This is a genomic window from Allorhizobium borbori, assembly GCF_014196535.1.
Classification (GTDB): Bacteria; Pseudomonadota; Alphaproteobacteria; order Rhizobiales; family Rhizobiaceae; genus Ectorhizobium; species Ectorhizobium borbori.
In genome coordinates this window covers 222965-241193 of record NZ_JACIDU010000004.1, presented here as the reverse complement: position 1 = coordinate 241193, position 18229 = coordinate 222965, and the positions used below count along the sequence as shown (strand labels likewise).

Annotated in this window: 25 protein-coding genes; 12 read left to right on the top strand and 13 right to left on the bottom strand. The window is 61.5% G+C overall.

The window, feature by feature from the left end; translation table 11 throughout:
- The first annotated feature begins 81 nt into the window (after window positions 1-81).
- Genes aroQ through aat form a run of 4 tightly spaced genes read left to right on the top strand, consistent with a single transcriptional unit; the run spans window position 82 to window position 2990 of the window.
- Window positions 82-519, top strand: coding sequence for a type II 3-dehydroquinate dehydratase (gene aroQ / locus GGQ66_RS06945; RefSeq protein WP_183790828.1), 438 nt, complete (start codon window positions 82-84; stop codon window positions 517-519).
- A 21-nt stretch (window positions 520-540) separates the two neighbouring features.
- Complete coding sequence (gene accB, locus GGQ66_RS06940; protein ID WP_183790826.1) at window positions 541-1014, top strand: acetyl-CoA carboxylase biotin carboxyl carrier protein; 474 nt, start codon at window positions 541-543, stop codon at window positions 1012-1014.
- 12 nt (window positions 1015-1026) lie between these two features.
- Window positions 1027-2370, top strand: a complete 1344-nt coding sequence (accC, locus tag GGQ66_RS06935) for an acetyl-CoA carboxylase biotin carboxylase subunit (RefSeq protein WP_183790824.1) — start codon at window positions 1027-1029, stop codon at window positions 2368-2370.
- A 2-nt stretch (window positions 2371-2372) separates the two neighbouring features.
- Window positions 2373-2990 (top strand): leucyl/phenylalanyl-tRNA--protein transferase, encoded by a 618-nt coding sequence (gene aat, locus GGQ66_RS06930; protein ID WP_183790822.1) that lies wholly within the window; start codon window positions 2373-2375, stop codon window positions 2988-2990.
- Window positions 2991-3002: 12 nt separating this feature from the next.
- On the opposite strand, the gene GGQ66_RS06925 is transcribed toward aat, so the two are convergent.
- The 5 genes from GGQ66_RS06925 to gatB all read right to left on the bottom strand — a co-directional run bounded on the left by GGQ66_RS06925 (window position 3003) and on the right by gatB (window position 6515).
- Entirely contained in the window at window positions 3003-3437 is a 435-nt protein-coding gene (locus tag GGQ66_RS06925) for a DUF2155 domain-containing protein (RefSeq protein ID WP_183790820.1), read from the bottom strand.
- Between the two features lie 79 nt (window positions 3438-3516).
- Window positions 3517-3915, bottom strand: coding sequence for an NADH:ubiquinone oxidoreductase subunit NDUFA12 (locus GGQ66_RS06920; RefSeq protein ID WP_183790818.1), 399 nt, complete (start codon window positions 3913-3915; stop codon window positions 3517-3519).
- Window positions 3916-4026: 111 nt separating this feature from the next.
- Entirely contained in the window at window positions 4027-4488 is a 462-nt protein-coding gene (locus GGQ66_RS06915) for a GNAT family N-acetyltransferase (RefSeq protein WP_183790816.1), read from the bottom strand.
- Between the two features lie 7 nt (window positions 4489-4495).
- Window positions 4496-4999, bottom strand: coding sequence for a GNAT family N-acetyltransferase (locus GGQ66_RS06910; protein ID WP_183790814.1), 504 nt, complete (start codon window positions 4997-4999; stop codon window positions 4496-4498).
- 10 nt (window positions 5000-5009) lie between these two features.
- Window positions 5010-6515: an Asp-tRNA(Asn)/Glu-tRNA(Gln) amidotransferase subunit GatB gene (gatB, locus tag GGQ66_RS06905; RefSeq protein WP_183790812.1), complete on the bottom strand. Its 1506-nt coding sequence runs from the start codon at window positions 6513-6515 to the stop codon at window positions 5010-5012.
- Window positions 6516-6614: 99 nt separating this feature from the next.
- Between gatB and GGQ66_RS06900 the strand changes: the two genes are divergently transcribed.
- The gene (locus GGQ66_RS06900) at window positions 6615-6935 is read left to right on the top strand and encodes a DUF1294 domain-containing protein (protein ID WP_183790983.1); all 321 of its coding nucleotides are present in this window, start codon (window positions 6615-6617) and stop codon (window positions 6933-6935) included.
- Here the strand turns inward: GGQ66_RS06900 and GGQ66_RS06895 are convergent.
- Entirely contained in the window at window positions 6929-7447 is a 519-nt protein-coding gene (locus tag GGQ66_RS06895; protein WP_183790810.1) for a GNAT family N-acetyltransferase, read from the bottom strand. The genes GGQ66_RS06900 and GGQ66_RS06895 overlap by 7 nt on opposite strands.
- Before the next feature lie 289 nt (window positions 7448-7736).
- Between GGQ66_RS06895 and GGQ66_RS06890 the strand changes: the two genes are divergently transcribed.
- Window positions 7737-7994, top strand: a complete 258-nt coding sequence (locus tag GGQ66_RS06890; protein ID WP_183790808.1) for a YjhX family toxin — start codon at window positions 7737-7739, stop codon at window positions 7992-7994.
- A gap of 55 nt (window positions 7995-8049) precedes the next feature.
- On the opposite strand, the gene gatA is transcribed toward GGQ66_RS06890, so the two are convergent.
- The 3 genes from gatA to GGQ66_RS06875 form a co-directional block, all read right to left on the bottom strand.
- Entirely contained in the window at window positions 8050-9531 is a 1482-nt protein-coding gene (gene gatA, locus GGQ66_RS06885; RefSeq protein ID WP_183790806.1) for an Asp-tRNA(Asn)/Glu-tRNA(Gln) amidotransferase subunit GatA, read from the bottom strand.
- 47 nt (window positions 9532-9578) lie between these two features.
- Window positions 9579-9866 carry an Asp-tRNA(Asn)/Glu-tRNA(Gln) amidotransferase subunit GatC gene (gatC, locus tag GGQ66_RS06880; protein WP_183790804.1) on the bottom strand — a complete coding sequence of 96 codons (288 nt, stop codon included), beginning with the start codon at window positions 9864-9866 and terminating at the stop codon, window positions 9579-9581.
- Between the two features lie 65 nt (window positions 9867-9931).
- Window positions 9932-10636 (bottom strand): metal-dependent hydrolase, encoded by a 705-nt coding sequence (locus GGQ66_RS06875; protein WP_183790802.1) that lies wholly within the window; start codon window positions 10634-10636, stop codon window positions 9932-9934.
- Between the two features lie 82 nt (window positions 10637-10718).
- Here GGQ66_RS06875 and GGQ66_RS06870 point away from each other — a divergent pair, with 82 nt between their 5' ends.
- Both GGQ66_RS06870 and ruvX read left to right on the top strand, forming a co-directional pair.
- Complete coding sequence (locus GGQ66_RS06870) at window positions 10719-11015, top strand: alkylphosphonate utilization protein (RefSeq protein WP_370686305.1); 297 nt, start codon at window positions 10719-10721, stop codon at window positions 11013-11015.
- Between the two features lie 7 nt (window positions 11016-11022).
- Window positions 11023-11499 (top strand): Holliday junction resolvase RuvX, encoded by a 477-nt coding sequence (gene ruvX, locus GGQ66_RS06865; protein WP_183790800.1) that lies wholly within the window; start codon window positions 11023-11025, stop codon window positions 11497-11499.
- On the opposite strand, the gene GGQ66_RS06860 is transcribed toward ruvX, so the two are convergent.
- From GGQ66_RS06860 to GGQ66_RS06850, 3 genes are all read right to left on the bottom strand, one after another.
- Window positions 11496-11849 carry a DUF6105 family protein gene (locus tag GGQ66_RS06860; protein WP_237358808.1) on the bottom strand — a complete coding sequence of 118 codons (354 nt, stop codon included), beginning with the start codon at window positions 11847-11849 and terminating at the stop codon, window positions 11496-11498. The genes ruvX and GGQ66_RS06860 overlap by 4 nt on opposite strands.
- Window positions 11846-12016 (bottom strand): hypothetical protein, encoded by a 171-nt coding sequence (locus GGQ66_RS06855; RefSeq protein ID WP_183790993.1) that lies wholly within the window; start codon window positions 12014-12016, stop codon window positions 11846-11848. Before GGQ66_RS06855 ends, GGQ66_RS06860 begins: the two co-directional genes overlap by 4 nt.
- A gap of 192 nt (window positions 12017-12208) precedes the next feature.
- Entirely contained in the window at window positions 12209-13861 is a 1653-nt protein-coding gene (locus GGQ66_RS06850; protein WP_183790798.1) for an acyl-CoA dehydrogenase family protein, read from the bottom strand.
- A gap of 123 nt (window positions 13862-13984) precedes the next feature.
- Here GGQ66_RS06850 and GGQ66_RS06845 point away from each other — a divergent pair, with 123 nt between their 5' ends.
- From GGQ66_RS06845 to dprA, 4 genes are read left to right on the top strand one after another with little or no spacing between them, the layout of a single operon-like run.
- Window positions 13985-14926, top strand: coding sequence for an aspartate carbamoyltransferase catalytic subunit (locus GGQ66_RS06845; RefSeq protein WP_183790796.1), 942 nt, complete (start codon window positions 13985-13987; stop codon window positions 14924-14926).
- Entirely contained in the window at window positions 14923-16209 is a 1287-nt protein-coding gene (locus tag GGQ66_RS06840) for a dihydroorotase (RefSeq protein ID WP_183790794.1), read from the top strand. The genes GGQ66_RS06845 and GGQ66_RS06840 overlap by 4 nt, the downstream gene beginning before the upstream one ends.
- A 15-nt stretch (window positions 16210-16224) precedes the next feature.
- Window positions 16225-16842: a glycerol-3-phosphate 1-O-acyltransferase PlsY gene (plsY, locus tag GGQ66_RS06835; RefSeq protein WP_183790792.1), complete on the top strand. Its 618-nt coding sequence runs from the start codon at window positions 16225-16227 to the stop codon at window positions 16840-16842.
- Between the two features lies 1 nt (window position 16843).
- On the top strand, window positions 16844-17995 hold the full coding sequence (gene dprA / locus GGQ66_RS06830) for a DNA-processing protein DprA (protein ID WP_183790790.1): 1152 nt from the start codon (window positions 16844-16846) through the stop codon (window positions 17993-17995).
- Here the strand turns inward: dprA and GGQ66_RS06825 are convergent.
- Window positions 17948-18181 (bottom strand): hypothetical protein, encoded by a 234-nt coding sequence (locus tag GGQ66_RS06825; protein WP_183790788.1) that lies wholly within the window; start codon window positions 18179-18181, stop codon window positions 17948-17950. The genes dprA and GGQ66_RS06825 overlap by 48 nt on opposite strands.
- Between the last annotated feature and the right edge of the window lie 48 nt (window positions 18182-18229).

Here is an 18229-nt window from a genome sequence, read left to right as displayed (position 1 = left end):
AGATTTTGCCCGGCCGCTAGGGGCTTCCCCTTGGCGGCCTTGAGGTCTATAGGTGTTCGCTGAATTGAAACGGAACAGCAGATGATGAAGACAGTCTTCGTGCTGAACGGCCCAAACCTCAACATGTTGGGCAAGCGCGAGCCGGGCATTTACGGCGGCAAGACCCTGAAAGACATCGAGGCGGATTGTATCGCTGCGGGTCGCGAACTCGGATTCCAGATCGACTTCCGACAGTCCAATCACGAAGGCGTCCTTGTCGACTGGCTGCACGAAGCCAATGACAAGGCTGTCGGTGTTGCCATCAATGCCGGGGCCTATACCCACACCTCGATTGCGCTTCACGACGCCATCCGCGCCATTTCGGTGCCGGTGGTGGAAGTTCACATTTCCAATATTCACGCTCGCGAGGAATTTCGCCACCGTTCGATGATCGCGCCCGCCGCCAAGGGCATGATCTGCGGTTTCGGACCTGCGAGTTACACTCTGGCGCTCTCCGCGCTTCATTCCATTACGGGATAATAAGACAACAGGGAGAATTTCATGGCTGACAAGAAATCCGGCATCGACCAGTCGCTGATCCGCGACCTCGCAAACATCCTGCGCGATACCGATCTTTCCGAAATCGAAGTGGAACAGGACGAACTGCGCATTCGCGTGTCCCGCAACACCACCGTCGTTCAGGCCGCCGCACCGGTGTATGCACCGGCCCCGGCAGCACCGGTTGCAGCCGCTGCTGCGGCTCCCGCTGCCGCCCCTGCCCCGGTTGCCGCCAAGGACAATCCGAATGCCGTGACCTCGCCGATGGTTGGCACCGCCTATCTCGCTCCGGCTCCGGGCGCCCGCGACTTTGTCGAAATCGGCGCGCAGGTGAAGGAAGGCCAGACGCTTCTGATCGTCGAAGCCATGAAGACCATGAACCAGATTCCGGCGCCCCGCGCCGGCAAGGTGACCGCCATCCTCGTCGCGAACGCCCAGCCGGTCGAATTCGGCGAACCGCTCGTCATCATCGAGTAAGGCGGAATGCCAATGGTCTCGAAAATCCTCATAGCCAACCGCGGCGAAATTGCGCTGCGTGTGCTGCGCGCCTGCAAGGAACTGGGCATTGCGACGGTTGCCGTCCATTCCACAGCCGATGCCGACGCCATGCATGTGCGCCTCGCCGACGAAAGCGTCTGCATCGGCCCGCCGCCGTCACGTGACAGCTATCTCAACATCCACCAGATTGTCGCCGCCTGTGAAATCACCGGCGCCGATGCGGTCCACCCGGGCTACGGCTTCCTTTCGGAAAACGCAAAGTTCGCGGATATTCTCGATGCCCACGGCATCACCTTCATCGGTCCGACGGCCGAACATATCCGTCTGATGGGTGACAAGATCACCGCCAAGCAGACAGCCGTCGAACTGGGCATTCCGGTCGTTCCCGGCTCGGATGGCGAAGTCCGTCCGGAAAACGCCATGGAAATCGCCCGGTCCATCGGTTTCCCGGTGCTCATCAAGGCGACCGCTGGCGGCGGTGGCCGCGGCATGAAGGTGGCCCGCACCGAGGCCGATCTCGATGAAGCCGTGTCTACGGCCCGTTCCGAAGCGGCTGCCGCCTTCGGTAACGACGCTGTCTACATGGAAAAGTACCTCGAAAAGCCGCGCCACATCGAAATCCAGGTTCTGGGCGACGGTGAAGGCAACGCGATCCACCTCGGTGAACGCGACTGCTCGCTGCAGCGCCGCCACCAGAAGGTCTGGGAAGAGGCCAATTCCCCAGCCCTGACGCAGGAACAGCGTCTGAAGATCGGCGAAGTCTGTGCCGCTGCCATGCGCAAGCTGAAGTATCGCGGCGCTGGCACCATCGAGTTCCTGTACGAAAACGGCGAGTTCTATTTCATTGAAATGAACACCCGTCTTCAGGTGGAACATCCGGTCACGGAAGCCATCACCGGCATCGATCTGGTCTATGAACAGATCAACGTCGCTTCCGGCAAGGGTATTTCGGTGGAACAGAAGGATGTGGTCTTCAACGGCCACGCCATTGAGTGCCGCATCAATGCCGAAGACCCGCGCACCTTCGTCCCCTCGCCGGGCACGATCCAGACTTGGCATACGCCGGGCGGTCTCGGCGTGCGCGTCGATTCCGGCGCCTATCAGGGCTATCGCATCCCGCCCTATTACGACAGCCTCATCGGCAAGCTGATCGTGCATGGCCGGACCCGCGAGGAATGCCTGAGGCGCCTTTCGCGCGTTCTCGATGAGTTCGTCGTGGACGGCATCAAGACCACCCTGCCGCTGTTCCAGGACCTCGTGAAGAACCCGGATATCCAGACAGGCAATTACGACATTCACTGGCTGGAGCATTATCTGGCCGGCGATCACGCCTGACCATGGCAAGGCGGCGCAGCGGGCGGGAGGAACTGACCCCGGACATCCTGCTGCGCGCCTACTCCATCGGCCTGTTTCCGATGGCGGAATCGGCGGATGACCCGGAAATCTTCTGGGTCTCCCCTGAGCTTCGGGGCATTTTGCCCCTCGATGACGGTTTTCACGTCTCCCACAGCCTTGCGAAATTCATCCGTAAACGGCCCTTTGAAATCCGGTTCGATCATGACTTCCCGGCCGTGATGCGCGCCTGTGCCGAAGCGACGCCGGAGCGTCCGAGTACGTGGATCAACAGCACGATCTACGAACTCTATTGCGCGCTCCATCGCTATGGGCATGCCCACAGTGTCGAAGCCTATGAGGGTGATGAACTGGTGGGTGGGCTCTATGGCGTTTCGCTCGGCTCGGCCTTCTTTGGCGAGAGCATGTTCTCACGCCGCACGAACGCCTCCAAGGTCTGCCTCGTGGCGCTGGTGGAGCGGTTGCGGGAACGGGGTTTCACGCTGCTGGACACCCAGTTTACCACCGAACATCTCAATACGTTCGGTGCCGTCGATATTCCCAAGAATGAGTATCTGGCGCTGCTAGAGCAGGCGATGACCTCTCCGCATATCGATTTTTGAGAACTGTCGCGATCAGTTCGACGGCGCGGGCGCGGGAACGTCGGATTTCTGCTTGCAGCCGGTCAGCCACACGTCATAGATCGGATGCTCGACGGCGTTGAGGCCGGGGCTGTCGGCAAACATCCAGCCGGTGAAGATGCGGCGGATCTTGCGGTCGAGGGTGATTTCATCGACTTCCACGAAAGCGTCGATGCGCTGGGCTTCGCTGTCATCGCGCGAATAGCAGACCTTCGGCGTCACTTGCAGTGCACCGAACTGCACTGTCTCATCGATATAGACGTCGAAGGACGTGATGCGACCGGTGATCTTGTCGATACCGGCAAAGACGGCAACCGGGTTGGTGAGCCGTTCGGCGCTGGCAGGCATAGCCGATGTCAGAGCACAGAGAAGAGACAGTGCAAGCGCGCCCGCCGTGTGCTTCACCGTTCGTCCGGAAAATGCGCTCATCTTGCCCTCGTCTCGATAATCAAAGGCCGCCGTTACCGGCGGCCATTCTTTTTTGTCTATCCGACAAATATGGCAAGGATTAGTTGCCGGGCGTCCAGGCGTCATAGTCGCCGGTCACGCGCGGACGCTCGCCCGGAACGGCAAGCGAACCCGCCGGACGGTAGGCATTCGGGCCACCGGTCGGGTTGGCGCGATGCGGCTTCTGCCAGTCGCGCGCGACATAGTTTTCCTTGGAGGGCGGCGTGTTGGTGCGATAGTGCATCCAGCCATGCCAGCCGGGCGGAATGGCGCTCGCCTCGGCGTAACCGTTATAGATTACCCAGCGACGCGGCTCGCCCCAAGTGGTCTTGGGGCCTTCGTAATAGACGTTGCCGAACTCGTCCTCACCCACCTTGGTGCCCTTGCGCCAGGTGAAGAAGCGCGTGCCGATCGTCTGGCCATTCCACCAGGTAAAAATCTGCAAGAGAAGCTTTGCCATATCCCGTCCTCGAAGGCGCAACGCAGTCGCGCAACGCGAATGTTTCCCTTTGCTTATGCCGCCTCGAAGGCCCGTTGTCCAGTGATTCCAAAGCGGAATCCGGTCCTCAATTCACGCCAGTTTCATCTTGAAGCCGGCGTGCGATTTGACAAAGCCAAGCCGCTCGTAGAAGCGATGCGCATCAGTGCGTGAGGCATTCGACGTCAGTTGAATAATCTTCGCCCCGCGCTTGCGCGCATCCTCGATGCAGAAGGCCATCATCTTCGCGCCGATGCCCTTGCCACGATGATCTGGATGGGTCTGGACGGCCTCGACGATCATCGACAGCGTTCCCTGCCCGGTCAGCGTCACGGTCGACAGCGTCTGGAACGTGCCAACGATGACGTCACCGATTTCGGCGACATAAAGCGTTTCGGCCGTGGATGCCGTGATGGCGGTGAAGGCCGCCTGATAGACCGGCAACAGTGCGGGATCGGTGCTGTCGCCGTGACCGAATTCATCGGCGGCATAGATAGCGACCAGCGCGGGAACATCCTTTTCCTGCGCGATACGAATCAGCAGCCTGTCGGTCATCGTCGCCTCAGAAGGTTTCGAGCGGCTTGTGCATGATGAGCGCCTTCAGCCCCTTGGCAGGGCCGCTTTCGATCTCCACCTCCTCCACCGGCACGAAGCCGTGGGCGGAGTAGAAGGCGACGGCTTGTGTGTTTCGCGGCTCCACCTCAAGCTCCATCAGATCGACACCCGGAAAGCAGGTTTCGAGTTCGGCGAAGATATCCCGACCGATCCCCTGCCGGTGGCAATCCGGGTGAACATAGAGCTGGTGCAGAACGACCGTTTCGGGGCGGTCGTCCTTGCGGCGCGCATAGGCCATGCCGCCAATGCGCTTGCCGTCGTCGGCGACGAGAAACTCGGCGCCCTTGGCTTCCAGATGCTTTTCGAGCGTGGCGGTGCTGTGCCAGGCGTCGATCAGTTCCTGCACCTTTTTCGGCCCGTAGAGGTCGTCATAGGTGGCGTGAAACGAGGCCGCGAGCAATGCCCGCACCTTTTCCAAGTCACTTCTGGAAGCTGTGCGGACAAAGAACATCGCTTGTCCCTCACTCTTCCTCAATGCCGAGCTTGACCTTGACCAGCGCCTGAACGGCCTGCGGATTGGCCTTGCCGCCGGTGGCCTTCATCACCTGACCGACGAACCAGCCGGCGAGTGTCGGCTTGGCCTTGACCTTGGCGACCTGATCCGGGTTTGCGGCGATGATGTCGTCCACGGCCTTCTCGATGGCGCCGGTGTCCGTCACCTGCTTCATGCCGCGACTTTCGACGAGTTCAGCCGGATCGCCGCCTTCGTTCCAGACGATCTCGAACAGATCCTTGGCAATCTTGCCGGAGATGGTGCCATCCTTGATGAGGTCGATGATGCCACCGAGCTGGGCGGGCGAAACCGGAGTCTCTTCAATGGCTTTTCCGGCCTTGTTCAGAGCGCCCATGAGGTCGTTGATGACCCAGTTTGCCGCCGCCTTGGCATCACGTCCCTCGGCAACGGCCTCGAAATAGTCGGCAATCGCCTTTTCCGAAACCAGAACCGAAGCATCGTAGACGGACAGACCGAGGCTATCCACCAGACGCGCCTTCTTGTCATCCGGCAGTTCCGGAAGATCGGCCTTCAACGCTTCGATGAACGCGTCATCGAATTCGAGCGGCAAGAGGTCCGGATCGGGGAAGTAGCGATAATCATGCGCATCCTCCTTGGAGCGCATGGAGCGCGTCTCGCCCTTGCCAGGATCGTAAAGACGGGTTTCCTGATCGATCTCGCCACCATCCTCCAGAATGGCGATCTGGCGGCGGGCCTCGTATTCGATGGCCATGCCGACGAAGCGGATCGAGTTGACATTCTTGATTTCGCAGCGCGTGCCGAATTCGCCACCCGGGCGGCGCACGGAAACGTTGACGTCGGCGCGCATGGAGCCCTCGTCCATGTTGCCGTCGCAGGTGCCGAGATAGCGCACGATGGAGCGCAGCTTGGTCAGATAGGCCTTGGCTTCGTCAGACGAGCGCATGTCCGGCTTGGAAACGATTTCCATCAGCGCCACGCCCGAACGGTTCAGGTCCACGAAGGACATGGTGGGGTGCTGGTCGTGCATGGATTTGCCCGCATCCTGCTCCAGATGCAGACGCTCGATGCCGATTTCGATATCTTCGAAATTGCCCTGACGATCCGGACCCAACGAAATGATGATCGTGCCCTCGCCGACGATCGGATCCTTGAACTGCGAGATCTGATAGCCCTGCGGCAGGTCGGGATAGAAGTAGTTCTTGCGGTCGAAGATCGAACGCTTGTTGATCTGCGCCTTCAGGCCAAGACCCGTGCGCACAGCCTGCTTCACGCATTCCTCGTTGATGACCGGCAGCATGCCCGGCATGGCAGCATCGACGAGCGACACATTCGCATTCGGCGCATTGCCGAACAGGGTCGACGCGCCGGAAAACAGCTTGGAATTGCTGGTGACCTGCGCGTGAACCTCCATACCGATCACGACTTCCCAATCGCCGGTGGCACCGGGAATGAAGCGTTTCGGGTCGGGGGTGCGAACGTCAACGAGGGTCATGGTATGCTCTTGTCTCGACTGAAAGGGATATTCTGCTGAGGTAGAGCAATTGCCGCCATGGCGCAAGCTTTTGTCAACCGCGTCGTGCTAGGCAACGGCATGTCCGACGAACACGTTGCCTTCCTGTTGCTTGCTCTTAACCTGATCGCCTTCCTGACTTTCTGGCTGGACAAACAGGCCGCCATGCGTGGCGAATGGCGCATCCGCGAATCGACGCTTCTTTGGATCGCGTTTCTCGGCGGGAGCAGTGGCGCGGTACTCGCCCAGCAAATCTTTCGTCACAAGACGCGCAAGGAGCCTTTTCGTTCCCAACTTCTTGCCATCGCCCTGCTCCATTTATCGCTGGCGCTCTTCTGGCTCTTCGCGCCATCCGCGTGGATTGGCGCGGCATTCAGGATAATCGTCAGGCTTTCTCACTGAAGTGTGGCTTGGCGTCCGTGCAATCCATCATCATCGCCGTCGTCCAGCCGCTTCGAAAGACCGACCGTCTCGACGTCGCGGTCCAGTTTCGGCGAATAGGACACCGTAAGCCAGTGGATGGTGTAGCCGTGCTTCTCGAAGAAGGCGATGGCCTCGTTGCGGGCGTGGGTTTCCAGCCGCGCCGTGTCGAAGCCCTGATGGCGGATATCGGCTTCCAGAGAGGCAAGAAGCGCCGTGCCAAGCCCCCGGCTTTGCCAGAGCGGGTCGATCCAGAAGTCGGTCACCGTCTCGTCCAACCGTTCCCGCGCCGCCCAGCCGGCAATGACACCGTCCTCTTCAATGACACTTATCGTCAGCCAGTGCTGGCTGGTGAAGCTCAGAAATGCCGCTTCCGCCGCATCCCGTAAAACGGAACTGTCTTCAATCGTGCTCATCGCCGATTCCCACGCCTTCAGGCCGATTTCGGCAAGAACCGCGGCTTCATCCTGTCGCGCACTGCGGACTGTGATCATTGCACCCCCGACTTGTGTTTGCGAATTTAAACACCCGCATCACGATTCTGCCAGCAATAACTACTGTTAGCGTATCGTGCATCAAAACGTCGCCTTGACCTTGCAGTTGCACCTCCATACTTTGGGTGCACACAAAGGAGTGTGGATGTTCAGTCTGTCGGAGTCCCGGTAAAGGCCCTGCCCGCAAGTCTGCTTGCGTGCCGGGCCCTGTTGAAATCGACCCTGATGCCGAATGCGGTATCGGATACGTTTTCATGCGTCCTCAGGACGCTATCCGGACTTTACAACCATGGACATCTCCAGCGCCGAACAGCGCATTCTCCACCTGCTCGCCCAGGGCGGCAATATCGAACTCATCCGCAATGAAGACCGCAAGATCGAGCGGCTTCTCCTACATACACGGGAGGGCTGGATTTTCAGCCAGCTCGATCTCATCACCTTCCGCAAGCTGAAGCGCAAGCGGGCCATCGCCTCATCCGGCGGCAAGCCCTACCGCATCACCTCGCGTGGCCTCGAACTGGTTCGGGCCCAGCCCGACAATCGCTAGGCGAAAAATGGAAACGGCGCCCGATGGGCGCCGTTTCTCGTTCAATCAGGTCGGTTTACCACCACTTGGCCGGCGTGAACTTGCCTGCCGCCTGTTCGATGGCATAGGCCGTCTTGAACAGCGTTTCTTCCTCGAAAGGCTTGCCGATGAGCTGAAGGCCGAGCGGCAGGCCCTTGCTGTCCAGACCGGCTGGCACGGACAGACCCGGCAGCCCCGCCATGTTGACGGTGATGGTGAACACGTCCTGCAGGTACATCTTGACCGGATCGGCCGCCAGTTCCTCATCGCCGATGGCGAAAGCGGAAGAAGGCGTGATCGGCGCCAGAACGGCATCGACGCCGTCATGGAAGACATTTTCGAAGTCGCGCTTGATGAGCGTGCGCACCTTCTGGGCCTTCAGGTAATAGGCGTCGTAATAACCGGCCGACAGCACATAGGTACCGATCAGGATGCGGCGCTTGACTTCCATGCCGAAGCCCGCAGCGCGGGTCTTCTCGTACATGTCGGCAATATCCTTGCCGTCAACGCGCAGGCCGTAGCGAACGCCGTCATAGCGGGCGAGGTTGGAAGAGGCTTCCGCCGGGGCAACGATGTAATAGGCCGGCAACGCGTATTTGGTGTGCGGCAGGGAGATATCGACGATCTCGGCACCGGCCGCCTTCAGCCAAGCGATGCCCTGATTCCACATCTTTTCGATTTCTTCCGGCATGCCTTCGACGCGGTACTCCCTCGGGATACCGATCTTCAGGCCCTTGAGCGACTGGCCGATGGCGGCTTCGTAATCCGGCACCGGCAGATCGACGGAGGTCGTGTCCTTGGCATCGACGGAGGCCATCGACTTCAGAAGGATGGCGGCGTCGCGCACGTCGCGAGCAATCGGGCCGGCCTGATCGAGCGACGAGGCGTAGGAGACAATGCCCCAACGCGAGCAGCGACCATAGGTCGGCTTGATACCGACCGTACCGGTGAAAGCGGCAGGCTGACGGATGGAGCCGCCGGTATCGGTGGCGGTGGCGCCGGCGCACAGATGCGCGGCAACGGCCGCAGCCGAACCGCCGGAGGAACCGCCGGGAACAAGCGCGCGATCTGAACCGGTCTCGCGCCAGGGGTTGATGACGTTGCCGTAATAGGAGGTTTCGTTGGACGAACCCATGGCGAATTCGTCCATGTTCAGCTTACCGAGCATGACGGCGCCATCGTTCCACAGGTTCTGGGTAACGGTCGACTCATACCTCGGCTTGAAGCCGTCGAGAACATGGCTGCAAGCCTGCGTGTGGACGCCTTCGGTGGCAAAGAGATCCTTGACGCCAACCGGAATGCCTTCCAGTGCGCCCGCCTTGCCGGCAGCGATGCGGGCATCGGAGGCTTTCGCCATCTCGCGGGCCTTCTCCGGCGTGACGGCCACATAGGCGTTGATCTTCTCGTTCGCGTCATCGATAGCGGCGATATAGGCCTCGGTCAGTTCAAGGGCGGAAAATGCCTTCGCCTTCAGCTTGTCGCGGGCTTCGGCAATGGTGAGACTGGTCAGTTCGGTCATGGGTGGACGGCTTTCGAAATCAGGGGCGCGGGCAAGGCGAAGGCGGTTTATTCAACGACCTTGGGGACGAGGAAATAATTCCGGTCGGTCAACGGTGCATTGGCGACGATATCGTCTGCCTTGTCACCGTCATTCACGATATCGGCGCGCTTCTTCATCTGCATGGGGGTCACGGAGGTCATGGGCTCGATACCCTCGACATTGACCTCCGAGAGTTGCTCGACAAAGCCGAGAATGCCGTTGAGTTCGCCGGTCATGCGCTCGGCCTCCTCTTCGGTAACGGCAAGGCGGGCAAGGCGCGCAACGCGCTTCACGGTGGCGAGATCGACGGACATGGCATTCTCCGGATGGGACGTTTCCTACCCGCTATAATGTCCATGCCCGCGCCGTGCAACGGTAATCAGAAGGAAAGCGTCTCGCCTGCCTTCGGGGCGGCGACCTTCGTCTTTGCCCCTTCCATTCCGGTCACGAACTTCTCCGGCGTGGCATCGATGATCGGGAAGGAACCGTAGTGGCAGGGGATGGCAGTCGCGAAATTGAAATAGCGCTGGCAGGCGAGTGCGGCCACGGCACCGCCCATGGTGAAACGATCGCCGATCGGAACGATACCGATATCCGGCTGGTGCAACTCGTTGATGAGCCCCATGTCGGAGAAGATGTCGGTGTCGCCCATGTGCAGAACCGAGGGGCCATTCTCGACATGCAGCATCAGGCCGTTGGCATTGCCGAGCGCGTGCGACACGCCGTCTTCGGTAATCTGCGCCGAGGAATGCAGCGCATTGGTGAACGTCACGGTAAAATCGCCGAAGTGTACCGTGCCGCCGGTATTGCCCATTTCGATCCGGCTGACGCCCTTCGCGCCGATCCATGCCGCAAGATCCGCATTGGCCAGCACCGTCGCGCCGCTTTCCTTCGCCAGCGCGATGGCGTCGCCCACATGGTCGCCGTGGCCGTGGGTGAGAAGGATATGGGTGACGCCGGCAGTCGCATCCTTGAGATCCAGACCGGCAAAACCGGGATTGCCGGTCAGGAAGGGATCAATGAGGATTTTCGACTGCGCGGTCTCAATGCGGAAGGCAGAATGGCCGAGCCAGGTGATTTTCATGGGTCTCTCCCTTTGGATTCTCGCGGAATATATGACATAGGACGCGCCAGACAACCGCACAGAGCGCAAAAGGAGGCTGACCATGGCCGACGACGATTATGTTTACGACGAAGTGAGCGGCGAATGGCGTCCGGCTTCCGAACTGGCTGCCGAAGCCGCCAAGGCATCGGAAGTGCGCGATGCCGCCGGTAACGTGCTGGAAGACGGCGATTCCGTCACGCTCATCAAGGATCTCAAGGTCAAGGGCACCTCGACCACGCTCAAGCAGGGCACGGTCATCAAGTCGATCCGCCTCACCGGCAATCCGGAAGAAATCGACTGCAAGCACGATGCGGTAAAGGGCCTTGTGCTGCGCACCGAATTCGTTCGCAAGCGCTGAGCCACCGATGGCAACGCTGACCATAGAGGAACTGGCCGCGTTTCTGAAGCCCGGTCAGGCTATTGCCGGGCTCGACCTCGGCACCAAGACCATCGGGCTGGCGATGTCGGACCTTTCGCGACGTTTCGCAACGCCGCGGCCGGTTCTCAAGCGGGTGAAGTTCACCAAGGATGCCGAGCTTCTGCTGGCTTTTGCGGAAAAGGAAAAGGTCGCCGGTTTCGTGATCGGCCTGCCCATGAACATGGATGGTTCTGCGGGACCGCGCGTTCAGGCGACGCGGGCTTTCGTGCGCTCGATGTCGGAAAAGACCGACCTTCCCTTCGTCTACTGGGACGAGCGGCTTTCTACCGTCGCCGCCGAACGGGCGTTGCTGGAAATGGATGTTTCACGGGCCCAACGCAAGGAGCGGATCGATTCCGCTGCCGCAAGCTTCATTCTACAGGGCGCGCTGGACCGCCTGACGGCGATGCAACGGCAGGATTAACGCGTCAGGACGCGTTCGGGAACGACCGGCAAGTTGTCGTTCAGCGAGGTCACGACCGGCTCGTCAACCGACCCGGCGTGGCGTGCACGCCACCATGCCGCGATCTTCCGGCGACGGCGGAACGCCACCAGCGCCAGAACGAACAGCGAGTCCACCGCAATGGCGCGCAGCACCATTGGCGGCAACAGCGCGGGATCGATGCCGAGAATATTGCCGTAGATCCGGAAGACCAGGTCATGCGCTTCACGGGTCAGCATGAAGATGCCGAAGCTCATGTCGTTCAGCGACAGGAAATACCAGCCAAAGAGCAGCGCAACCGGCCCGGCCCAGAGGAAAAGAAGCCACTTCATGCGGTCCTCCCAGTGAGAAACGGCCCCTCGCCGCCTCTCAGAATCATCCAACGGATCAGACCCATCGCCGCCAGCACGAAGGCTGGCACGGCGATGTTCATGGCCAGCGCCGCGAAGAACATCGTCATGATGATCAACGGCGCTCGGTGCGACAGCGTTTCATGCATGTCCGGGTCCAGTCGAATGATGGTTAACAATTCATTAACGCCAAGATGCCCGGTTAACCCGCCTGCCGCAACGGAAACCCGTGGCTATGGTTAACGGCCGGGCGGCAGGTGTGGATAACGAAAGGCCCGCCTGCATCGCTGCAAGCGGGCCTGTTTCATCCGGGTTGCCTCAGGACAGCGCCTGACTCTGCGTCAGTTTGCCGGCGGGTAAAGCAGATCGACGATGTAGCCGGCGTCGAAGCGGCTATCGAGCATCCCGTAGGTCGAGCGCCATCCGCCCGCAAGACGGGTTTCGATGAAGGCATCGGCAATACGCCCCGCCCCTAGTCGATAAAGCTCGGCAGCGGCAGCGGCCAGCGCGATCTGCTCGACCAGAAGACGGGCAGCCCCCTCGTCGCGCTCGCACAACGCCATGGCGGCGCGCAGCACATCTACAGTCTTGCGCCCGGCGGAACCGAGATCGCGCTCCAGACCGGCAAAGACCGTTTCGAACAGTTCCTTGCCGCGCCCGAGGACGCGCAGTACATCGAGCGCCATGACGTTGCCGGAACCTTCCCAGATGGCGTTCACCGGCGCCTCCCGGTAATGGCGAGCGATGGGGCGTTCCTCGATATAGCCGGAACCGCCGATCACCTCCATCGCCTCATAGATGAGGGCGGGTGCGATCTTGGTCGTCCAGTATTTGACGATCGGCGTCATCAGGCGGGCGTAGGCCGCATCCTCGGCGCTGATACGGGCCTTGTCAAAGGCCGACGCCAGCCGGAAGGAAAGAACCGTGGCGGCGGCGACGTCCAGCGCCATATCGGCGAGAACGCGGGTCATGATCGGCTGCGCCACCAGCATCTTGCCGAACACGCTGCGGCCGCGCGCATGATGAACTGCCTCGGCCAGCGAGGCCCGCATGATGCCGGCGGAAGCCAGCGAGCAATCGAGGCGCGTCAGCGTCACCATGTCGAGAATGGTGGCGATGCCGGCATCCGGCTTGCCGAGCAGATAGCCGAAAGCATCGGAAAACTCGACTTCGGCGGAGGCGTTGGAGCGGTTGCCGAGCTTGTCCTTCAGGCGTTGCAGATGCAGGCCGTTGGAGGAGCCGTCCTCGAGAAGGCGCGGCACGAGAAAGCAGCCCATGCCCTCGCGGGTCTGAGCCAGCATCACGAAGGCATCGCTCATCGGCGCGGAGAGAAACCACTTGTGGCCGGACAGGCGATAGATGCCCTCGCCCACCCGCTCGGCGGCGGTGCGGTTGGCGCGCACATCCGTGCCGCCCTGTTTTTCCGTCATGCCCATGCCGATGGTCACGGCACTCTTGGTCTGGGCCGGGCGGTTGGTGCTGTCGTATTTGCGGGCAAGGATGCGCGGCGTCCAGTCCTTCTGCACCGGGTTCGACGCCATGATCGCAGCCACGGAGGCGCTGGTCATGGTGAGCGGGCACAGATGGCCGCATTCGAGCTGGGCGGTGAGATAAAAGCGCGCTGCGCGGCCAAGATGCTCCCGACCACGCGATTCGGTGTTGCTTTCCCACGCCGAGGAATGAAGGCCCGCCGCCATTGAGCGGCGCATGAGCGCATGCCAGGCAGGATGGAATTCCACCTGGTCGATACGTTCACCGCGCGGGCCGTGGGTTCTCAGCTTCGGTGCGCTTTCATTGGCCATGCGCGCCAGTTCCTGCGCCTCATGCGAGGTCACGTAGCGGCCCAGCGTATCCAGTTCATCGCGAACGCTGCGGTTGAGGCTGCTTGTCAGGTCGACAATCAGCGGATCGGAGCGGTAGGCGTTGATGCCGGACCACAGCGGAGGCTGGTTCAGATCGGCCAGTTTGTCTTCAGTCCGGGTCATATTGGTCATTCCTGCGTCTTAGCCCGTCTAGCACGAAAATGCAGGGGACCGCACCAAACTCTTAACAGCATATTACTTGCCCTTGTCCACGTCCCTGATTAAGAGAGGCGGACCACTCAGGAGGGCCGTCATATGGTCTTTTTTCCCCACCGCCATCTGCTTGGCATCAAGGGCCTCACTCAAGAGGACATCACCTTCCTTCTCGACAAGGCTGACGAAGCCGTCAAGATCAGCCGGCAGCGGGAGAAGAAAACCTCCACGCTGAGGGGCCTCACGCAGATCAACCTGTTCTTCGAGGCGTCCACCCGCACGCAGTCATCCTTCGAACTCGCGGGCAAACGCCTCGGCGCGGACGTGATGAACATGTCGGTCGGCAATTCATCGGTCAAGAAGGGCGAGACGCTCATCGATACCGCGATGACGCTGAACGCCATGCGCCCGGATGTGCTGGTGGTTCGCCACGCTTCCGGCGGTGCCGCCGCCCTTCTCGCACAGAAAGTCTCCTGCTCCGTCGTCAATGCCGGCGACGGCCAGCACGAACACCCGACGCAGGCGCTGCTCGATGCGCTCACCATCCGCCGCGCGCTCGGCACGCTGTCAGGCATTACGGTTGCCATCTGCGGCGATGTGCTGCACTCGCGCGTCGCCCGCTCCAACATCATCCTGCTCAACGCCATGGGCGCGCGGGTGCGTGTCGTCGCGCCGCCGACGCTTCTGCCATCCGGCATCCGCGACATGAGCGTGGAGGTCTATCACGACATGAAGGAGGGCCTGAAGGACGCGGATGTGGTGATGATGCTGCGCCTCCAGCGCGAGCGCATGTCCGGCTCGTTCGTACCTTCGGTGCGCGAATACTTCCATTATTACGGTCTCGATGCCGAAAAGCTGAAAGCGGCCAAGGATGGCGCACTCGTCATGCATCCCGGCCCGATGAACCGGGGTGTGGAAATCGCCTCGGAAGTGGCGGACGGTCCGCAGAGCGTTATCGAACGTCAGGTGGAAATGGGCGTGGCGGTGCGCATGGCCGTGATGGAAGCCCTTCTTCTTTCGCAGAACAATGGAGAACGCGCATGAGCGGCGTCACCATTCTCAAGAATGTCCGGATCGTCGATCCCTCCCGCAACCTGGATGAAACCGGTTCGATCGTCATCAAGGACGGCGTGATTGTCGAAGCCGGGGTCTCCGCGCTGAACCAGGGCGCTCCCGAAGGCGCGACCGTCAGAGACTGCAAGGGCCTCGTGGCCACGCCCGGCCTGGTCGATGCCCGCGTGCATGTCGGCGAACCCGGTGCCGAACACCGCGAGACCATCGCCTCCGCCGCCCGCGCGGCGGCGGCCGGCGGCGTCACCTCATTCATCATGATGCCCGACACCGACCCTGTCATTGATGACATCGCGCTGGTCGAATTCGTGCGCAAGACCGCGCGCGATCAGGCCATCGTCAACGTGCATCCGGCAGCGGCGCTGACCAAGGGGCTGGCCGGCGTCGAGATGACCGAGATCGGTCTTCTGTCGCAGGCCGGGGCTGTCGCGTTCGACAACGGCCGCAAGCCGCTTTCCGATTCGCTCGTTCTGCGCCGGGTCATGAGCTACGCGCGTGAACTGGGCGCCGTGATTTCGCTTGCCCCGCGCGACAAATATCTCGGCAACGGCGCCATGAACGAAGGCCTGTTTGCAAGCTGGCTCGGCCTTTCGGGCATTCCGAAGGAAGCCGAACTCATTCCGCTGGAGCGGGACCTGCGGATTGCGGCGCTGACCGGCGGCAAATATCACGCCGCCCTTATTTCAGTGCCCGAATCGGCTGAGGCCGTGAAGGTTGCCCGTGAACGCGGCGCCAGGGTCACGTCGGGCGTATCGATCAACAACCTCACGCTCAACGAGAACGACATCGGCGAATATCGCACCTTCTTCAAGCTGGCGCCGCCGCTCAGGGCTGAGGACGACCGTTTCGCCATGGTCGAGGCGCTGAACCGGGGCGAAATCGACATCATCGTTTCCGCGCACGATCCGCAGGATGTCGACACCAAGCGCCTGCCCTTCCCGGAGGCGGAAGAAGGCGCGATCGGCCTCGAAACCCTGCTTTCGGCGGCTCTTCGCCTGCACCATGCCGGCCATGTGTCGCTGATGCGGTTGATCGACGCCATGTCCACCCGCCCCGCGCAGATCTTCGGCCTCGACGCCGGTACGCTGAAGCCGGGCGCAAAGGCCGACATTACGCTGATTGACCTCGATGAGCCCTGGCTCGTGGCCCGCGACGCGCTGACCTCGCGCTCCAAGAACACGCCGTTCGAGGATGCCCGTTTCAGCGGCCGGGCGGTGGCGACCTATGTCGCCGGCAAGCCGGTCTTCACCCTCTAACCCAAAGGGCCTCCCATGGGCGTTTTCGACGCATGGACCATTTCAGCCGGAACTGCCGCGCTCGCGGCGGTCCTCGGTTATCTGCTCGGCACCATTCCCTTCGGGCTCATCCTGACGCGCGCTGCGGGTCTGGGTGACGTTCGCAAGATCGGCTCCGGCAATATCGGCGCAACCAATGTGCTGCGCACCGGCAACAAGAAGCTGGCCGCCGCCACGCTGCTGCTCGACGCCCTGAAGGCGACGGCAGCGGTGGTGATCGCGCGATATGTGTGGGGCTTCGAGGCCGGCCTGGTGGCAGGCTTCTTCGCCTTTCTCGGCCATCTCTTCCCGGTCTGGCTGGGCTTCAAGGGCGGCAAGGGTGTGGCGACGTATATCGGCGTTCTGCTGGGCGTCATGCCCTGGACCGTACTGGTCTTCGCCGTCATCTGGATCGGCTGCGCCAAGCTGACGAAATACTCCTCCCTATCCGCTCTGGTTGCGACACTTGTCATTCCGGTTGTATTGTGGATACTGCCCGAGCACGCCTTTGCCATGACGATGGCCGCCATGACCATCATCTCCTGGGTGAAGCACAAGGATAACATCAAGCGGCTTCTGGCCGGGACCGAAAGCAAGATCGGTCAGAAGGGGTAGGATGGAAACGGTCGGCGCGCATCGCAAGGGCATAGCGCTGACCGACCGCCAACGGATCGCCTGGCTGAGGCTCATTCGTTCCGACAATGTCGGGCCCGTCACCTTCCGCGATCTCATCAATCATTTCGGTTCCGCCGAAACCGCACTCGACATGCTGCCGGAACTGTCCCGCCGGGGTGGCTCCTCCCGTCAGGTCCGGGTGGCAAGCCGGGAAGAAGCCGAGCGTGAAATCGAGGTCGCCACGCGCTTCGGCGCACGGTTCGTTGGCATAGGCGAACCGGATTACCCCGATGCGCTGCGCCAGATCGATGGCGCTCCTCCGCTTCTGGCTGTTCGCGGCAACACGAAAGTCACCGCACCGCCGGCCGTTGGAATCGTTGGCTCGCGCAATGCCTCCATCCATGGCGCGAAATTTGCCGCCATGCTGGCGCGCGATTGCGGACGCGCCGGCTACACCATCGTTTCCGGTCTTGCCCGTGGCATAGATGCGGCTGCCCACCGGGCCAGCCTGCAAACCGGCACCATTGCCGCACTGGCCGGCGGGCTCGACCGCCCCTACCCACCGGAAAATTTCGGGCTGCTCGATGAAATCTGGAACGGTGATGGACTGGCCGTTTCCGAAATGCCCTTTGGCTGGGAACCACGCGCGCGGGATTTTCCCCGCCGCAACCGGCTGATTGCCGGCATCGCGCTGGGCGTCGTCATTGTCGAAGCCGCGAAACGTTCGGGCTCGCTGATCACCGCGCGGCTGGCGGGCGATTTCGGGCGGCTCGTTTTTGCCGTGCCCGGCTCACCGCTCGATCTGAGGTGTCAGGGCACGAACGGGCTCATCAAGGACGGCGCCATTCTGACGACCGAAGCGGGCGATATTCTGGACGCGCTTGCGCCGCTCACAAGACGTGACCTGTTCAGCGTCACCCGCGCCGAGGAACCGGAATACGAAACGGCGCGGCCCGGCAGCGCCCCGCCCGATGACAGCGACCGCGCCCGCGTGATCGATTCGCTCGGTGCCTCGCCGGTGGAAACCGATGACATCATCCGACACACGGGGCTTGCCGCCCAGGCGGTCTATCTCATTCTTCTGGAGCTTGATCTGGCCGGTCGCCTACAGCGACACGCCGGGGGTCTTGTTTCGCTTTCCATGACCGATTGACAGCCCGCGACGACCGGACTGGATATCGCCGGCCTCCTCATAGGCCATTTCGATGAGATAGCAGAGCATGTCGGCACCTTCGGCGCGCGCCACCTGCCTCAGTTCGCCGAGCATCTGGCGGATATAGGCGATGTTTTCGCGCACCGATTGCTTGTTCGTCTCGGCGTCCGTTTTCTTCGAAACCATGGTCAATTCTCGCCCGTATGCTGGCAGGCAACTCAAGAGTCGCCCTTT